This is a genomic window from Curtobacterium sp. PhB190 (assembly GCF_004365385.1).
In the GTDB taxonomy this organism is placed as follows: Bacteria; Actinomycetota; Actinomycetes; order Actinomycetales; family Microbacteriaceae; genus Curtobacterium.
The window spans coordinates 165,075-180,835 of sequence record NZ_SODN01000006.1 but is presented as its reverse complement, the minus strand read 5'-3'; the positions used below and the strand labels follow the sequence as shown (position 1 = coordinate 180,835).

The following is a 15,761-nucleotide window of genomic DNA, read 5'->3' as shown; positions in this document are numbered from 1 at the left end:
CCCATGAGTCCGCTCCTGTCCCGCCGTACCGCCCGGGCTGCGCGCACCACGCGCCTCGGACGTGCTGCCCTCGCCGCCACCGCGGTCGCCGTCGTCTCCGCCCTCGCGCTGACCGGCTGCTCCGGCTCGTCGAACGAGGACGGCGGCGCCGACGCCACCGTCCGCGTCGGCCTGGTGCTCGAACCGACCAGCCTCGACATCCGCACGCAGTCCGGTGCAGCGCTCGACCAGGTGCTCATCGACAACGTGTACCAGGGGCTCGTCGGCCGGACCGCCGACGGCGACATCCGCGACGTGCTGGCCTCCGAGCACGAGGTCTCCGACGACGGCCTGACGTACACGTTCACGCTGCGCGACGGCATCACCTTCCAGGACGGCAAGGACGTCACCGCGGCCGACGTCGTGTGGTCGCTGGAGCAGGTCAAGTCGAACGAGACCTACGTCGACTCCGCCAAGCTCGCGGGCGTCACCTCGATCACGTCACCGTCGACCGGTGTGGTCGAGCTCAAGCTGGCGAAGCCCGACTCGGACCTGCTCTGGAACCTGACCGGCCGCTCCGGGCTGGTGCTCGAGAAGGCCGCGACGAACGACCTGTCGGACACCGCGAACGGCACCGGCCCGTACGAGGTCGCGAGCTGGAAGCAGGGCGACTCACTCACCTTCGACCGCAACGACGACTACTGGGGCACGAAGGCGAAGGTCGCGAAGATCGTCTTCCGGTACATCACCGACCCGTCGACGGCCGTCAACGCCATGGCGAACGGCGACCTCGACGTCCTCAACCCGGTCGACGGAACGCTCAAGAGCCAGCTCGATGGCAACTCGGACATCGCGCTGCACTCCGGCAAGACGACCGACAAGTACACGCTCGCGTTCAACGACCAGAAGGCGCCGTTCACCGACAAGAAGGTGCGCCAGGCGATCCGGCAGGCGATCGACCCGAAGGCCCTCATCAAGGCCATCGGTGGCACGGGCGTCGAGCAGGGCGGCCCGATCCCGGAGCTCGACCCCGGGTACGAGGACCTGACCGACATCGACGCGTACGACCCCGACAACGCGAAGCAGCTCCTCGCCGCCGCCGGTCAGGAGAACCTCAAGCTCACGCTGACGTACGCGAACATCTACCCGGCGACCATCGGCGACGTGCTCAAGTCGCAGCTCGCCGACGTCGGGATCACCCTGACCGTCAAGCGTGTCGACTTCGCCACCTGGCTGTCGACGGTGTTCCAGGCGCCGAAGTCGGGTGAGCGCGACTTCGACCTGTCGATGGTGGACCACGTCGAGGCCCGCGACTTCGGCAACTGGGCGAACCCCGACTACTACTTCGGGTACGACAACGCCGAGGTGCAGTCGCTGTACGCCGAGTCGATCGCGGCCACCGACGAGGACGCCAAGGTCGACGCCCTGCGGAAGGCAGCGAAGATCGTGAGCGAGGACGCCGCCGGCGAGTGGCTCTACACGGCCACCGAGATCACCGCCGTGCGCACCGGCGTGACGGGCTTCCCGGTCGACGGCGGCAACTCACGACTCGACCTGTCGAAGCTCGCCGTCAAGTGAGACGACCCGCGCCCGGGGCTCCGAGCACGTGACCCGGTTCCTGGTCGGCAGGCTGCTGCTGTTCGTCGTCGGGCTGCTCGTCGCGAGCGTCATCATCTTCGCGACCCTGCGGGTGCTGCCCGGCGACGTCGCACAGGTCGTCGCCGGCACCCAGTCGACCCCGGCGCAGGTCGAGCAGCTCCGGCAGCAGCTCGGCCTCGACCGGCCCGTCGTGGTGCAGTACCTCGACTGGATCGGCGGGGTGTTCCGCGGCGACCTCGGCCGGTCCCTGGTGACCAACGGGCAGGTCGCGCCGGAGATCGCGCAGAAGCTGGCGATCACGCTGCCGCTCGCGGGCATGTCACTCGTCACCGCGCTCGTGATCGGCGTCCCCCTCGGGGTCGTCGCCGCGGTGCTCCGCCGTCGACCGGGCGGCGCCGTCATCGGGTTCGTGGCGCAGGCCGTCGCCGCGATCCCGGTCGTCTGGGCCGGCATGCTGCTCGTCGCGCTGTTCGCCGTCACGCTGCACTGGCTGCCGACACAGGGCTTCCCGCTCGACGGCTGGTCCGAGCCGGGGCGTGCGTTCGCGTCGCTCGTGCTGCCCGCCCTGACCATCGGCGCGGTCGAGGGCGCCGTCATCCTGCGCTTCACCCGGTCCGCGACGCTGTCGGTGCTCGACGCCGACCACGTCCGCACCGCGGCCGCGATCGGGCTGACGCGCACGCAGGCGTTGCTCCGGCACGGGCTGCCCTCGGTCGCCCTCACCGTGCTCGCCGTGCTCGGGGTGCAGATCGCCGGGCTGCTGGTCGGGGCCGTCGTCGTCGAGCAGCTGTTCTCGCTGCCCGGGGTCGGTCGCATGCTCGTGACCGACGTCGGTCGCCGCGACGTCACCAAGGTGCAGTCCGAGCTGCTCGTGCTCACCGGGCTCGTGCTGCTGGTCGGCTTCGCCGTCGACGTCGTGCACCGCGCCCTCGACCCACGCCAACGCGAGGTGTCCGGATGATCCGCCGCCTGCTCTCCCGCCCCACCGGGGTCTTCGCCGTCGTCGTGCTCGGCCTGCTCGTGGTGCTCGCCGCCGTGTCGCTCGTGTGGACGCCGCAGGACCCGTTCCGCGCCGATCCGTTCCACCAGTGGGAGGGCCCGAGCGCGGCGCACTGGTTCGGCACCGACGCCGCCGGTCGCGACATCGCGAGCTACCTGCTCGCCGGCACCCGCACCACGGTGCTCGTCGCCGTCGGGGCCGGGGTGATCGCGAGCGTCATCGGCATCGTCCTGACCGCGATCGGGTCGCTCACCGCCCGCTGGGTGCGCGAGGGCACGGCCGTCCTGCTCGACATCCTGGTGGCGTTCCCGACCCTGCTGACCGCGATGCTGCTGACCGCGGTGTTCGGTGGGTCGCTCGGGGTCGTCATCGTGAGCGTCGGACTGTCCTTCGGCGTCACGATCGCTCGGGTCGCCCGCGGCGAGATTCGCCGAATCGCCCGCAGCGACTACGTCACCGCGGCCCGGGCCTCCGGTGTCGGTGGTGTCGGGGTGCTGTTCCGCCACCTGGTGCCGAACGCCGCGCCGCTGTTCACCGTGCAGCTCTCGCTCGCGATGGCCACCGCGGTCCTCGCCGAGGCCGGGCTGTCGTACCTGGGCTACGGCGCGGGGTCGGACACGGCGTCGTGGGGCAACCTGCTCTCCGACCTGCAGACCTACATCGGCGTGCACCCGTGGAGCGCCACCTGGCCGGGAGCCGCGATCGCGCTGGTCGTCGCCGCGCTCTCCCTGCTCGGTGACGCGATCCGCGACGCCACCGACCCGCGGTTGACGACGAACGACCGCGCAGCGGGCGGCGACCGTCGCACCGACCCGGCCACGACCACCCCGGGGGTGACCGCATGACCGACCGCAGCCACAGCCGCAGCGACACCGGCAGCCACAGCGACACCGGCCCCGGCGGGCTCGCGGTGGTGGGGCTCTCCGTCCGCATCGCGGGGCGGACGATCCTCGACGACGTGACGTTCACCGTGCCTCCCGGCGAACGCGTGGGCGTGATCGGCGCATCCGGATCCGGCAAGTCCATGACCTCGCTCGCCCTGATGGGCCTGGAGCCCGCCGGCGCGACCGTCACCGGCAGCATCCGCCTGGACGGCACCGAACTCGTCGGCCTGACCGACCGGGAGCGCGCGGAGCACCGCGGATCCGGCATCGGCATGGTGTTCCAGGAGCCCGGCACCGCCCTCGACCCGCTGCGCCGCGTCGGCGCGCAGATCGCGGAGCCGCTGCGCCTGCACCGCGGACTCGACCGGCGGGCGGCACGCGCCGCGGCGACCACCCTGGCGGCGGACGTCGGACTGCCGGACCCGGAGTCGCTGCTGCGGCAGTACCCGCACCAGCTGTCCGGCGGGCAGCGTCAGCGGATCTGCATCGCGATGGCGATGGCCGGGCAGCCCGCGTACCTCGTGGCCGACGAGCCGACCACGGCGCTCGACGTCACGACCGAGGCGCGGATCCTGGACCTCTTCGAAGGACTACCGGCCGGCATGGTCTTCGTCACGCACGACCTCGCCGTGCTCGCGCGGATCGCCGACACCGCCGTCGTGCTCGACGGCGGACGGGTCGTCGAACAGGGCTCGGTCGCGTCCCTGCTCGCCGCACCGCAGCACCCCGCGACCGTCGCGCTCGTCGACGCCGCGCGCGCCACCGCCCGTCGTGCCCGTCCGTCCGGAGGCTCCGTATGACCGCCATCCTCGAGGGGGTCGGGCTGCACCGCACCTACCGGCTCCCCCGCCGGGGGCCCTTCGAACCGGGCCCCGTCCGCACCGCCGTCGACGGCGTCGACCTGACGGTCGCCCCCGGCCAGCGGCTCGGGATCGTCGGCGAATCGGGGTCCGGCAAGTCCACCCTGGTGCGGCTGCTCGCCGGCCTGGAGGCACCTTCCGCGGGTTCCGTGACCGCCTCCGGTCGTCCGGTGGTGGCGTCCGGTTCCGCGGCCGCGATGCGCTGGTTCCGTCGCGAGACCGGGGTGGTGTTCCAGGACCCGTACGCGTCCCTCGACCCGCGGATGCGCGTCGGCGCGATCGTCGGCGAACCGCTGCGGGCGCTCCGGATCGACGGGGACCACCGGGTGCTGGTGCGCGACGTGCTGGATCGGGTCGACCTGCCGGCGGATGCTGTCGACCGGTACCCGCACGAGTTCTCCGGCGGGCAGCGGCAGCGCATCGCGATCGCCCGGGCCGTGGTGCACGGGCCGCGGATCCTGTTCGGCGACGAGCCGATGAGCGCCCTCGACGTGGTGGTGCGGGCACGGGTCATCGAGCTGTTCCGCTCGCTCGCCGACGACCTCGGGCTGACCCTGGTGCTGGTGTCGCACGACATCGGTGTTGTCCAGCGGCTGTGCGACACCGTCGCGGTGATGTCGGCCGGGCGCATCGTGGAGCACGGGCCGGTGTCGGTGCTCGATGCGCCGGCGCACCCGGTGACGCGGGCGCTGGTGGAGGCTGCGCCGACGCTGCCGTAGGGGCGGGGCGGGGCGGCGGGCGGCGGGGCGGCACGCGATTCGCGACATCCCATGAGTCGATCAACGCGTGGGATGTCGGAACATGCACACGCACCGGATGCACGTGCATGGTGCGACGATCCACGAGGTGATCGACGCGTGCTTCGTCGGAACATGCACACGCACCCACCTCGCACCCCCAGCACAGCGGCCAGGGGTGTGCGACTCCTGTTCGACTGGGCGGGACTCCTTGCCCACTGAGCGGGACGCCGGGACGATCGACCTGCACCGATCGCTTCTCGAAGGGGAGAACGCATGAGCAAGTCGCACGACATCACCAGGCGCACGGCACTCGGACTCGGCATCGTCGCCACCGCATCGGCAGCGAGCGGGGTGCTCGGCAGCACACCGGCGAGCGCCCACGGCCGCGCCCACCCCGGCACAGGCCCCGCCGGCCCCGGCCACCCCGGTCGCCCGCACCTCGCCGCAGCGATCGAGCGGGAGTTCGCCGCCGACACCACCACGGTCCTGCGGAACCCGCTCAACGGCTGGGCACTGTACGGCTCGTCGGCACCGCCCGCGAACTACTGGACGCAGTACGACGACGTCCCGCTGCCCGACGGCACCACGGTCACGGTGTCCGACCACGCCTCGGTCATGTACATGCGGGTCTCGTGGACGATCCTCGAGCCGTCCGAGGGCGTGTACGGCTGGGACACGAACGCGGCGTTCGCGGGCATCCTCGCCGAGGCCCGTCGCCGTGGGCTGCGGCTGGCCTTCCGCGTCGTGGTGGACAGTCGCGACAAGTCGTCGGACTTCACGCCCGCGTGGGTGCGTGCCGCCGGGGCCGCCGGGTACGAGACGCAGACCGGCAGCAAGACCGTGTGGAGTCCGTACCCGGACGACCCGGTGTTCCAGGCGAAGTACGCCGCGTTCGTCGCGGCCTTCGGGGAGCAGTACGACGACCCGGCCACGACGGACTTCATCGACGGGTACGGGCTCGGCAAGTGGGGTGAGGGCCACTCGATGCTGTACCAGGACGCCGCGAACCGCGAGCCGGTGTTCGACTGGATCATCGACCTGTACCAGGAGCACTTCACCCGTGTGCCGCTGGCGTTGAACTACCACCGGATGATCGGGGGTCCGAAGGACTGGGGCACCCCGGACCCCGAGAGCGAGCGGATGCTCGACGGTGCGTACGAGAAGGGCTACGTCCTGCGCCACGACGCCTTCGGCATGACCACGTACTACGCGGACTGGGAGAAGTCGATGGCCGCGAAGTGGCGGTACCGGCGGCCGATCATCATGGAGGGCGGGTGGGTCACGGCCCAGCACGACGTCACGCAGGACCCGCGCGGGTACGTGACGACCGCCGACGTCCGTCAGGGCGAGTTCGACGACTCGGTCGAGGCGCACGTGAACATGATGGACCTGCGGAACGGCGAGGCCCTGTCGTGGTTCGCGGCGCAGACCTTCCCGTTGACGCAGCGGTTCGACGCCGAGGGTGGCTACCGCCTGCACCCGTCGCGCGTGGTCGTGCCCGGTTCGGCGTCCGCCGGCGCGACGGTCGACGTCACGCACGAGTGGACGAACACCGGGTGGGGCTACCTCCCCGACAACCTGCCGGTGTGGAACGGCAAGTACAAGGCAGCGGTCGCGTTGCTCCGTGCGGACGGCAGCGTGGCCGGGACGTTCGTGGACACCGCGTCCGACCCGTCGACGTGGTTGAAGGGCTCCCCGACGTCGTACGCGTTCCGTCCGTCACTGGCCGGCGTCGCGGCGGGTGCGTACCGGTGGGGCATCGCGATCGTCGACACCACCGCGGGCAACGCCCCCGGCATCGAGCTCGGTGCGCAGGGCACGCAGCAGGCGGGCTGGCTGGTCGTCGGCGACGTCACCATCGCCTGAGACGCGACTGCCTGGAGGCCCGGTGCCGGTCCACGAGACCGGCACCGGGCCTCCAGGCAGTCGCCCCCACCCCGTCCCGTCAGCGCGCGAGGAACGTCACGGCGCGCGTCAGGAACGCGCGGTGCTCCGGTGACGCGAACGACGCGGCGGAGTGGCCGAGCGCGTCGTAGACGGTGGTGCCGCCGCCGGGTCGTTCGTGCACCCAGGCGAGCGGGTGCCGCTCCCCCTCGTGCTCGTGGTCGAGCAGGACCCGCACCGAGGGCGAGACCCGGAGGTGCGTGTAGCGCTCGTCCTCCACCGTGAAGTCCGTCAGGCCGGCGGTGATCGGGTGCGCCGCGTCGACCACCCGGACGGCCGCGGGCCCGAACGGCGGGTGCATCGTCGTGCCGCGCTCCCACACCCCGCCGAGGGCACGCTCCCAGTGCGGGTCGTCGGCGAACGACGTCGCGGCGACGTGCAGCACGAGCAGGGGCACGTCGCTCGCGAGCAGGCGGTGGAAGCCGGCCCGGGCGTCGGCGAGCGGGACAGGGCGGTCGTCCCGGGGCAACCCGACGTCGACGACGACGAGCGACGGCAGGGGTCCGGTCGCGAGGGCTGCAAGGGCGGTGTCGACGTCCTCCGGTTGCTCGAGCGCGACGCCGGCCGACGCAGCGAGCGCCGTGATCGCGGCGTTCGTCTCGGCGAAGGGGTGCCACGGGTCGGTCCAGCGTCCGGAGCCGCCGAGCAGGACCGCGCTCACGGTGTCGCCCGGGTCACGGTGAGCGCGTGCTCGCCGTCGGTGGACGTCTGCCGTGCGACGAGCCGCACACGGTGCACCGCCGGGCCCCAGACCCGCTCGAGCTTCGCGTCGTCGACGTCCCGCCGCTCGACGTGCACCGCGAACCGTTCGGTGTCGACGGACAGGTGGGCGGGGCCGACGCGCAGCCCGCCGTCGACGGGCACGGGTTCGTCGCGGGTCATGAGCACCAGGGTCATCGTGCCGGGCTCCGCGAACGTCCAGGTGTCGCGGACGACCACGCGTGCGGCGGCGCGGTCACGGGGCACCGCCCGGTCGAGCGTCGCGGTGCGGTGGAGCGATCGCAGTCCGCCGGTCGCCGGGTACGCGGCGGTCAGGTCGGCGGACCACGACGCGACGTCGCCGTCGTCCTCGAACACGGTGCCGATCGCGCGGAACGCGGCACCCTCGTGCTGTTCGACGCCGTTCGGCAGCGGGACGGTGTGCCAGGCACTCCGCATCGTCCAGATGCCGTAGCGGTGCTCCGGCATGAACGTCTCGCGGCGGTACACGCCCACCCCGACGTCGATGAGCACCGGTTCGCCGTCGAGCGAGACGATCACCCCGCCGGCGTCGTTGTGGTTGTGGCTGACGTCGTTGTGCCCGCCCTTCACCGCGAGGACGAACCCGTCGGTCGCGCCGTCGTGGGCGCGGGCGACGGCGACCTCGGTGCCGGGCAGCCACAGCGACGCGGGCATCCCGGGCTCGGCCGGGCCGTCGGTCCACGAGGGGTCCCGCAGTTCGGCGAGCGTCCGACGGAACAGCGCGGTGAGCTGCCCATCGAACCGCAACGCGTGCTGCCGGCCCATCCACCGGGCGTGCCGCACGACCCGGTCATCGTCGACGCGCTCCCCGAAGCGGGCGAGCAGGTTCCAGTTCGCGTTCTCGGCCAGCGCCGGGGAGCCGTCGGAGTGGTTGACCTGCGTCGCGGCACCGATCTGCATGCCCATCGGGAACCGGGCCATGGCGGCGACCGGCTCGACCGAGAAGCCGTCGAACGCGCCGCCGGTGAGCTCCTCGACCAGGTCCAGGGCCTCGAACAGGGTCGCGCCGGCCCACCACCAGTACGTGGCACCCTCGTCGCAGCTGCCGTCGGCGTCGTAGCCGGCGCGGAACCGGTCGAGGATCACGAGCGCACGGTCGATCGTCGCGGCGAGGCGATCGCGGTCGGGCTCGACCACGGCGGCGCACACGAGCACGTTCGACACGATCCACGGCGCCCAGTTGTTCGGCGGCCCGTCGACCCCGTGCCAGAAGTAGACCTCCTGCTCCCACGGGTCGAGCACGCGGCGGCGGATCTCGTGGTGGACGTGCGCGCGGATGCCGGGGCGGTCCTGCTCGAGGCGCTCCCCCGCGATCGCGTCGATCGCCGCGAGCATGCCGCCGACGTAGGCGTCGGACAGGTCGAGCACGTCCCGACCGGGCACGGGCAGGAACGGCCGGCTGCCGTCCTCGGGCAGCGCGTAGTGCGACGGCAGGCACCAGGCGCGCAGCTCCAGGATCCGCCAGACCTGGTCGCCGAGCACGTCCGCCCACTCGGCGTCGCCGGTCACGCCGAGAGCCAGGGCCGCGGTCGCGGCGGACTCGAGCAGGTTCCGCTGGGCCCGCTCGTACGGCTGGCGGTTCCCGTCGCGACTGTACGTCGCCCACAGGGCGAGGGTCGGGAAGGTGACCGCCGCGGCGGCGCGACGGTCGTGCGCGACCGCGAGCAGGGCCTCCCGGTCGGCGTCCGCGACGTGCGCCCACGCCGGGCGGTCGCTGACGGGAGGCGCGGGTCGCCACGTGCGCGGACGGAGCGCCGCGCGCGCTGCCGGGGTGAACCGGTCGGTGAAGGACGGGGCGTCGACGGTGACGGTCATGGGGTGGGTCTCCGGGTGGTGACGGTGGTGGACGGGTGGTGGCGGCTGGTGGGTGGCGGCTGGTGGCGGCGGCTGGTGGCGGGCCTCAGGCCTGGACGGCGAAGCCGTCGGGGACGATGGGGTCGGTGAACGCGCCGGTGGCCGCGAACACGATGGTCTCGCGCACCGCGTTGTCGGCGAGCCGACGCAGCTCGTTGCCAAGGGACCCGGCGATGTGCGGCGTGATGAAGGTGTTCGGCGTCGACCGCAGTCGGGCGTCCGGTGGCAGGCGTTCCGGCTCGGTGACGTCGAGGACGGCGGCCAGGTCGCCGCGGTCCAGGCGGTCGGCGAGGGCGTCCTGGTCGACGATCGCCCCGCGCGCGGTGTTCACGAGCGTGGTACCCGGCCGCATCCGCCCGATCACGGCACGGTCGACGAGCCCCCGCGTCGACGGCAGCAGCGGCGCGTGCAGGGTGACGACGTCGCTCGAGGCGGCGAGGGTGCCGAGGTCGACGGCGGTGACGCCGAGCAGAGCGGCCTCGGCGTCGTCCAGGTACGGGTCGCTCACGAGCACGCGGACGTCGTAGTCGCGGAGCCGTTCGATGACGGCCCGCCCGACGCGCGAGGCGCCGACGACACCGACGGTCACGCCGTGCATGCCGACGACCGGCCACGAGCCCTCGACGTCGACCGGGGCTTCGTCCGAAAGCAGCGCGGCGGCGCTGGCGAAGGCCCGCTTGGCGGCGAGCACGATCACGGCGACCGTGAACTCGGCGACGGGGACGGCGTTCGCGGCGGCGCTCGACGCAACTGCGATCCGTCGCGCCCACACGTCGGTGTCGACGACGGGCTTGACCGACCCGGCGGAGTGCACGACGGCGCGGAGCCGCGGCATCCGGTCCAGACGGTCCGCGGACAGCACGGGGCTGCCCCACCCGGTGACGAGCACCTCGGCGTCGGCGAGCAGCGGGAGGTCGCACGGGTCGTCCGGGTCGAGCGGACGGTCGGCGACCAGCCGGACGGCCTCGGAGGCGTGCAGGGCGGCGAGGTCGCCGGGGTCGAACACCCGGGTGAAGGTCGCCTCGGGCATCACGAAGGCGACGGGGACGGGCGAGCGGTGCGCGTGGCCGCGTGGGGCGGGGGGCACGGGCACCGCCGGGGGCGCGGGCTGCGCTCGGGGCGCGGGCTGCGCTCGGGGCGTGACGGGGCGTGACGTCATCGTCGGACGGTTCCTCTCCGGGGGTACGGCGTCCCCATGCCAGCGTTCGGCGGTGTGCGGAGTCAAGCCGCGGGGCGCAAACGCTCACGAAGTGAACACGACGGGCGCGCGGATCGCGCGCCGGCCGCTCACCGGCCGTGGACGACCGCCGCCGTGGACGCCCGCACGCTCAACGTGGGCGCCAGGGTCATGTGCCGACGGGCGAAGCCGACCTGCGCCGTCGCCGAGATGCGCTCGAAGCACATCGTCGCCGCGAACCGGCCGACGTCGTTCTTCGGGGGCGCGACCGCGGTGAGCGGCACCCCGGCGAGCGCCGCGACCTCGTCGTCGTACGCGACCACGGACAGGTCGTCCGGGATCGAGAGGCCCATCTCGGTGACGGTCTCGACGAACTCGACGGCGTACTGGTCGGAGTGCACGAAGACGGCGGTGGTGCCGGTGGCGAGGCAGCGCTCGATGAAGGCCCTGGTCGCGGCACCCACACCCTGGTCGTCCGGGATGACCTGGACCGGGGCGTCGGGGTCGAGGCCGAGTTGCCGGACGGCGCGGTCGTACCCGGTGCGGAGCTGCGGGGTGGTCGGGGTGTCGAACACGGCCATGCCGATGCGGCGGTGCCCGAGTTCGGCGAGGTGGCGGACCGCGATGCCGGCGCCGGACTCGTGGTCGCTGCGGACGGACTCGAGCGCGGAGCCGACGGGGGCCTCGACCACGGAGCGTTCGACCACGACGACGGGCATCGGTGCGTGGTCGAGGAGCTCGAGGGTGGTGAAGGCGTCGGCGACGGTGGTGGTGACGAGGAGCCCGTCGACGCCGGCGGCGATGAGGCGTTCGACCTGCTGGCGTTCGCGGGCGGGTTCGTAGCGGGAGACGCCGAGCACGACGCGTCCGCCCAGGGCCTCGGTGCGTTCGGCGACGCCGGCGACGATCTTCGGGAAGTAGTAGCCGGGGTCGGGGACGACGAGCCCGAGGGTGAAGAGCGCGCCGCTGCCGTCGGTGGTGTCCCGGTCGGGGCGCGGTGCGGGTCGGTGCGGTGCGCCGGCGGTGGGCAGGGTCTCGACGGAGACGGCGCCGCCGTGCACGCGCCGGAGCACGCCGCGGTCGGCGAGTTCGGACAGGTCGCGGCGGACCGTCATGGCCGAGATCCCCTCGCGCTCGGCGAAGTCCGAGGCGGACAGGGTCCCGTGCACGCGGAGCTCGGCGAGGATCCGTTCGTGGCGTCTGGTCGGGTGCATCGTCGCTCCCAGTGTTCGATTCGTGTGCGGGTGAATACCGCGGCTTGACCGTCATCATACGGACGCCACAGGATGACGAAACCCCCAGCCACGTGAGCAAAGGAGCCACATGAGCGCGACGCTGGTCGATCCGACCACCGAGCCCCGGACCACCCGGTCCGGTGGTGCCCCGGCCCCGCGGAAGGTCCCGTTCCTCGCTCGGCTGCGGCGCGACTACCCGCTGCTGCTCATGGTGGCGCCGGCGGTGGTCCTGCTGCTGCTGTTCGTGTACGTGCCGATGATCGGCAACGTCATCGCGTTCATGGACTACCAGCCGTACATCCCGATCGCCCAGAGCCCGTGGGTCGGGTTCACGAACTTCCAGCTGATGTTCGCCGACCCGGAGTTCTGGCGGGCGACGGTGAACACGCTGGAGATCACGTTCCTGCAGCTCATCCTGTTCTTCCCGGTGCCGATCGCGCTGGCCATCCTCATCCACTCGCTGGTGTGGCCGTGGCTCCGGGCGACGGTGCAGTCGGTGCTCTACCTGCCGCACTTCCTGTCGTGGGTGATCGTCGTGGGGTTCTTCCAGCAGTCGCTCGGGTCCGGCGGTGTGGTCAACCACACGCTGCGGCAGCTCGACATGGGGACCATCGGGGTCATGAGCGACCCGGAGACGTTCAAGCTGCTGCTGACGTCACAGGTGATCTGGAAGGACGCCGGCTGGGGCACGATCATCTTCCTGGCGGCGCTCGCGGCGATCGACGACAACCTGTACGAGGCGGCGGCGATCGACGGGTCGGGAGCGTGGAGCCGGTTCTGGCACGTCACGCTGCCGGGCATCCGTCCCATCATCGTGCTCCTGCTGATCCTGCGGCTCGGCGAGGCCCTGTCCGTCGGGTTCGAGCAGATCATCCTGCAACGGAACGCCGTGGGGGCCGATGCCGCCGAGGTCCTCGACACCTACGTCTACTACCACGGCGTCGTCGACGGGAACTGGTCCACGGGCATCGCGGTCGGTCTGGTCAAGGGCCTGGTCGGGTTCGTCCTCATCATGGCGGCGAACAAGGCCGCCCACATGCTCGGTGAGCAGGGAGTGTATTCACGGTCATGAGCACCATCGCCCGTCCGGTCTGGGCCGGAAAACCCACACCCGTCGTCCTCGCACTCAAGGCCGTCGCGATCGTCCTGATCCTCGCCGTCGTCCTGTTCCCGTTCCTCATCGTCTTCTCGACGAGCGTGTCGAGCCAGGCGGACGTCACCGCTGCCGGTGGCTACGTCGTGTGGCCGCGGTCGTTCGACCTGTCCGCGTACGTGCAGATCCTGTCCGGCGGGGTCGTCACCCGCGCCGTGGTGGTCACGTTGCTCGTCACGGTCGTGGGCACCGTCATCAGTCTGGCGTCGACGGTGCTCGCCGCGTGGGCGCTCAGCCGACAGGGATCGCTGTTCCAGCGGCCGCTGCTGACCTTCGTGCTCATCACGTTCCTGTTCGCGCCGGGGATGATCCCGCTGTACCTGATGGTGAAGCAGCTCGGACTCCTCGACAACTACTGGGCGCTGATCCTGCCGAGCGCGTTCAGCGTGTTCAACATGGTGGTCGTCCGCGGCTTCATGATGAGCATCCCGCAGGAGCTCATCGACAGCGCGAAGATCGACGGTGCCGGCGAGTTCCGCATCCTGTGGCAGCTCGTCCTGCCGCTGTCCCGCGCGGTCATCGCTGTCGTCGGCCTGTTCTACGCCGTCGGCTACTGGAACGCGTTCTTCAACGCGCTGCTCTACCTGTCGGACTCGACGAAGTGGACGCTGCAGCTGGTGCTGCGCACCTACGTCCTGCAGGGCTCCAGCCTGGTGTCCGGTGCCGGGTCCGACGCCTCGATGCAGCCGCCGGCGGAGTCGATCCAGATGGCCGTCGTGATGATCGCGATCATCCCCATCCTCGCCGCCTACCCCCTGGTGCAGCGCCATCTCACCAAGGGCGTCCTGACGGGCGCCGTCAAGGGCTGACACGGCCCCACCACCCCACTGCCACCCGACGCTTCAAGGGAGAAGCCATGACCGACACCACCACCGGCGGCCTCAGCCGCCGGACCCTCATCTCCGGCGCCGCCTTCGGCCTCGTCGCCCTCGGCGCTGCCGGCAGCCTGACCGGGTGCTCCACCGGCGGCAACGCCGCGACCATCTCGGACCAGGTGGCCGCGCTGCCGACCTACGTTCCCATCACCAAGGGGCCGAAGCCCGACCTGCCCGGCAACGGCGTCGTGCAGCCCGTGTACTACTCGTACCCGCAGGACAGCGAGCTCTTCACCTCGGTCACCGGCAAGGTCGGCGACGGCGAGAAGACCACCGGGTTCGTCGTGACCTACGCGGCGCCGCCGCCGGCGCAGAACTCGTTCCTCGACTACGTCGGGGGCCTGACGGACACCGAGTACGACCTGACGTTCGTGCCCGGCGACTCGTTCGCCGCGAAGTTCGCGACGATGACCGCCGGTAACGACATCCCCGGCATCGTCGAGTTCCTGACGTTCGCGATGCCGCCCCGGTTCCCGCAGCTGCTCGACGCGAAGTTCGCGGACCTGTCGGAGCACCTCTCCGGCGACGCCGTCAAGGACTACCCGAACCTGGCGAACATCCCCACCGCGTCGTGGCGGAGCGCCCGCATCAACGGGAAGATCTACGGCGTCCCCGAACACCGGCCGCCGTTCGGGTCGGTGATGATCTGCCGCCCCGACCTCATCGAGCAGCTGACGGGCGCAGGACCGGCCCCGAAGGACAAGGACGAGTTCACCGAGCTGTGCACGGCCGTCACCGACGCCAAGGCCGGCCGGTACGCGATCGCCGGCCAAGGCGGGGCGAGCGGCGTCGACTGGGCGTACGACTTCATCGGCGCCACCTTCGGCGTGCCGAACCAGTGGGCGATGTCGAAGGGCGGCGAACTCACCCACAAGAACGAGACCGACGCGTGGCTCGAGACCCTCGCCTACGTCAAGAAGCTCTGGAACCTCGGCGTCTTCCACCCGGACACCCCGAGCCTCGAGAGCGCGAAGGCGAAGACGTACATCAACAACGGCACCGTGCTCATGCACCTCGACGGCATCTCCGCACTGCTCGACGTGTCCATGCCGAAGGGGATCGTCACGGGTGGCATCGTGCCCTTCGGAGCGACGGGCGGCCCCGGTGCGAACTACCAGGGCACGTCGAGCTTCTCGTTCGCCGCCCTGAAGAAGACGACGCCCGAACGCATCAGGGCCCAGCTCCGGCTCATCGACTACCTCTCCGCACCGTTCGGGTCGAAGGAGGCGTTCACGCTGACCCACGGCGAGAAGGGCGTCCACCACACCGGCAGCGGCCCGGACGCGACGCTGACGAAGGCCGGCGAGCAGACCATCAACGCGAGCGCGCTGTACCGACTCGGCGCCGGCCCGCAGGTGCTGAACACCGCGGTCCGCATCGACGAGCAGCTGCGGCAGTCGCACCAGTACCAGACCAAGACGCAGGACATGCTCGTGAAGAACCCGGTGGACGGCTTCTACTCCCCCTCGGCCGCGGCGACGGCGTCGGCGAGCACCGCGTTCAACAGCGTGTGCAACGACTACGTGCTCGGGCGGACGAACCTGGCGAAGGTGAAGGCCGCGCGGGCGACGTGGGTGTCGGCCGCCGGGGACAAGATGCGCCGCGAGTACTCCGAGGCGATCGAGAAGCAGAGCTAGCCCGGGCGGCGGCTCGCACGCGTTCTGCGACGTTCCACCAGTCGATCACCGGGTGCTTCGTCGCACCATGCACACGCATCCGA

13 protein-coding genes are annotated in these 15,761 nt (G+C 71.7%); 9 read left to right on the top strand and 4 right to left on the bottom strand.

Annotation, left to right across the window (positions count from 1 at the left end; genetic code table 11):
• The first annotated feature begins 3 nt into the window (after positions 1–3).
• The 6 genes from EDF47_RS11710 to EDF47_RS11685 all read left to right on the top strand — a co-directional run bounded on the left by EDF47_RS11710 (position 4) and on the right by EDF47_RS11685 (position 6,928).
• On the top strand, positions 4–1,557 hold the full coding sequence (locus tag EDF47_RS11710) for an ABC transporter substrate-binding protein (protein WP_133937063.1): 1,554 nt from the start codon (positions 4–6) through the stop codon (positions 1,555–1,557).
• Positions 1,558–1,585: 28 nt separating this feature from the next.
• Positions 1,586–2,539 carry an ABC transporter permease gene (locus EDF47_RS11705; RefSeq protein WP_123339771.1) on the top strand — a complete coding sequence of 318 codons (954 nt, stop codon included), beginning with the start codon at positions 1,586–1,588 and terminating at the stop codon, positions 2,537–2,539.
• Positions 2,536–3,423, top strand: coding sequence for an ABC transporter permease (locus EDF47_RS11700; RefSeq protein WP_133937065.1), 888 nt, complete (start codon positions 2,536–2,538; stop codon positions 3,421–3,423). Before EDF47_RS11705 ends, EDF47_RS11700 begins: the two co-directional genes overlap by 4 nt.
• Positions 3,420–4,262 (top strand): ABC transporter ATP-binding protein, encoded by an 843-nt coding sequence (locus EDF47_RS11695; RefSeq protein WP_243834048.1) that lies wholly within the window; start codon positions 3,420–3,422, stop codon positions 4,260–4,262. Before EDF47_RS11700 ends, EDF47_RS11695 begins: the two co-directional genes overlap by 4 nt.
• Positions 4,259–5,041: an ABC transporter ATP-binding protein gene (locus tag EDF47_RS11690; RefSeq protein ID WP_133937067.1), complete on the top strand. Its 783-nt coding sequence runs from the start codon at positions 4,259–4,261 to the stop codon at positions 5,039–5,041. Before EDF47_RS11695 ends, EDF47_RS11690 begins: the two co-directional genes overlap by 4 nt.
• Before the next feature lie 294 nt (positions 5,042–5,335).
• Complete coding sequence (locus tag EDF47_RS11685) at positions 5,336–6,928, top strand: DUF4832 domain-containing protein (protein WP_133937069.1); 1,593 nt, start codon at positions 5,336–5,338, stop codon at positions 6,926–6,928.
• A gap of 79 nt (positions 6,929–7,007) precedes the next feature.
• Here the strand turns inward: EDF47_RS11685 and EDF47_RS11680 are convergent, their stop codons facing one another.
• The 4 genes from EDF47_RS11680 to EDF47_RS11665 all read right to left on the bottom strand — a co-directional run bounded on the left by EDF47_RS11680 (position 7,008) and on the right by EDF47_RS11665 (position 11,992).
• Positions 7,008–7,667, bottom strand: coding sequence for a ThuA domain-containing protein (locus EDF47_RS11680; RefSeq protein WP_133937071.1), 660 nt, complete (start codon positions 7,665–7,667; stop codon positions 7,008–7,010).
• A complete protein-coding gene (locus tag EDF47_RS11675; RefSeq protein WP_133937073.1) occupies positions 7,664–9,562 on the bottom strand; it encodes a heparinase II/III family protein in 1,899 nt (632 codons plus the stop codon). The genes EDF47_RS11680 and EDF47_RS11675 overlap by 4 nt, the downstream gene beginning before the upstream one ends.
• A gap of 85 nt (positions 9,563–9,647) precedes the next feature.
• Positions 9,648–10,688, bottom strand: a complete 1,041-nt coding sequence (locus tag EDF47_RS11670; RefSeq protein WP_133985708.1) for a hydroxyacid dehydrogenase — start codon at positions 10,686–10,688, stop codon at positions 9,648–9,650.
• Between the two features lie 200 nt (positions 10,689–10,888).
• The gene (locus EDF47_RS11665; RefSeq protein WP_133937077.1) at positions 10,889–11,992 is read right to left on the bottom strand and encodes a substrate-binding domain-containing protein; all 1,104 of its coding nucleotides are present in this window, start codon (positions 11,990–11,992) and stop codon (positions 10,889–10,891) included.
• 109 nt (positions 11,993–12,101) lie between these two features.
• Between EDF47_RS11665 and EDF47_RS11660 the strand changes: the two genes are divergently transcribed.
• From EDF47_RS11660 to EDF47_RS11650, 3 genes are read left to right on the top strand one after another with little or no spacing between them, the layout of a single operon-like run.
• On the top strand, positions 12,102–13,085 hold the full coding sequence (locus EDF47_RS11660) for an ABC transporter permease subunit (RefSeq protein WP_133937079.1): 984 nt from the start codon (positions 12,102–12,104) through the stop codon (positions 13,083–13,085).
• Positions 13,082–13,975 carry a carbohydrate ABC transporter permease gene (locus EDF47_RS11655; RefSeq protein WP_123294247.1) on the top strand — a complete coding sequence of 298 codons (894 nt, stop codon included), beginning with the start codon at positions 13,082–13,084 and terminating at the stop codon, positions 13,973–13,975. Before EDF47_RS11660 ends, EDF47_RS11655 begins: the two co-directional genes overlap by 4 nt.
• A gap of 47 nt (positions 13,976–14,022) precedes the next feature.
• Positions 14,023–15,678, top strand: a complete 1,656-nt coding sequence (locus EDF47_RS11650; RefSeq protein ID WP_133937081.1) for an extracellular solute-binding protein — start codon at positions 14,023–14,025, stop codon at positions 15,676–15,678.
• The last annotated feature ends 83 nt before the right edge of the window (positions 15,679–15,761 follow it).

Coding starts and splice junctions, on each gene's coding strand:
- EDF47_RS11655 (WP_123294247.1), top strand. CDS start 13,082: ATGAGCACCATCGCCCGTCCGGTCTGGGCCGGAAAACCCACACCCGTC.
- EDF47_RS11710 (WP_133937063.1), top strand. CDS start 4: ATGAGTCCGCTCCTGTCCCGCCGTACCGCCCGGGCTGCGCGCACCACG.
- EDF47_RS11700 (WP_133937065.1), top strand. CDS start 2,536: ATGATCCGCCGCCTGCTCTCCCGCCCCACCGGGGTCTTCGCCGTCGTC.
- EDF47_RS11695 (WP_243834048.1), top strand. CDS start 3,420: ATGACCGACCGCAGCCACAGCCGCAGCGACACCGGCAGCCACAGCGAC.
- EDF47_RS11665 (WP_133937077.1), bottom strand. CDS start 11,992: ATGCACCCGACCAGACGCCACGAACGGATCCTCGCCGAGCTCCGCGTG.
- EDF47_RS11650 (WP_133937081.1), top strand. CDS start 14,023: ATGACCGACACCACCACCGGCGGCCTCAGCCGCCGGACCCTCATCTCC.
- EDF47_RS11675 (WP_133937073.1), bottom strand. CDS start 9,562: ATGACCGTCACCGTCGACGCCCCGTCCTTCACCGACCGGTTCACCCCG.
- EDF47_RS11660 (WP_133937079.1), top strand. CDS start 12,102: ATGAGCGCGACGCTGGTCGATCCGACCACCGAGCCCCGGACCACCCGG.
- EDF47_RS11690 (WP_133937067.1), top strand. CDS start 4,259: ATGACCGCCATCCTCGAGGGGGTCGGGCTGCACCGCACCTACCGGCTC.
- EDF47_RS11685 (WP_133937069.1), top strand. CDS start 5,336: ATGAGCAAGTCGCACGACATCACCAGGCGCACGGCACTCGGACTCGGC.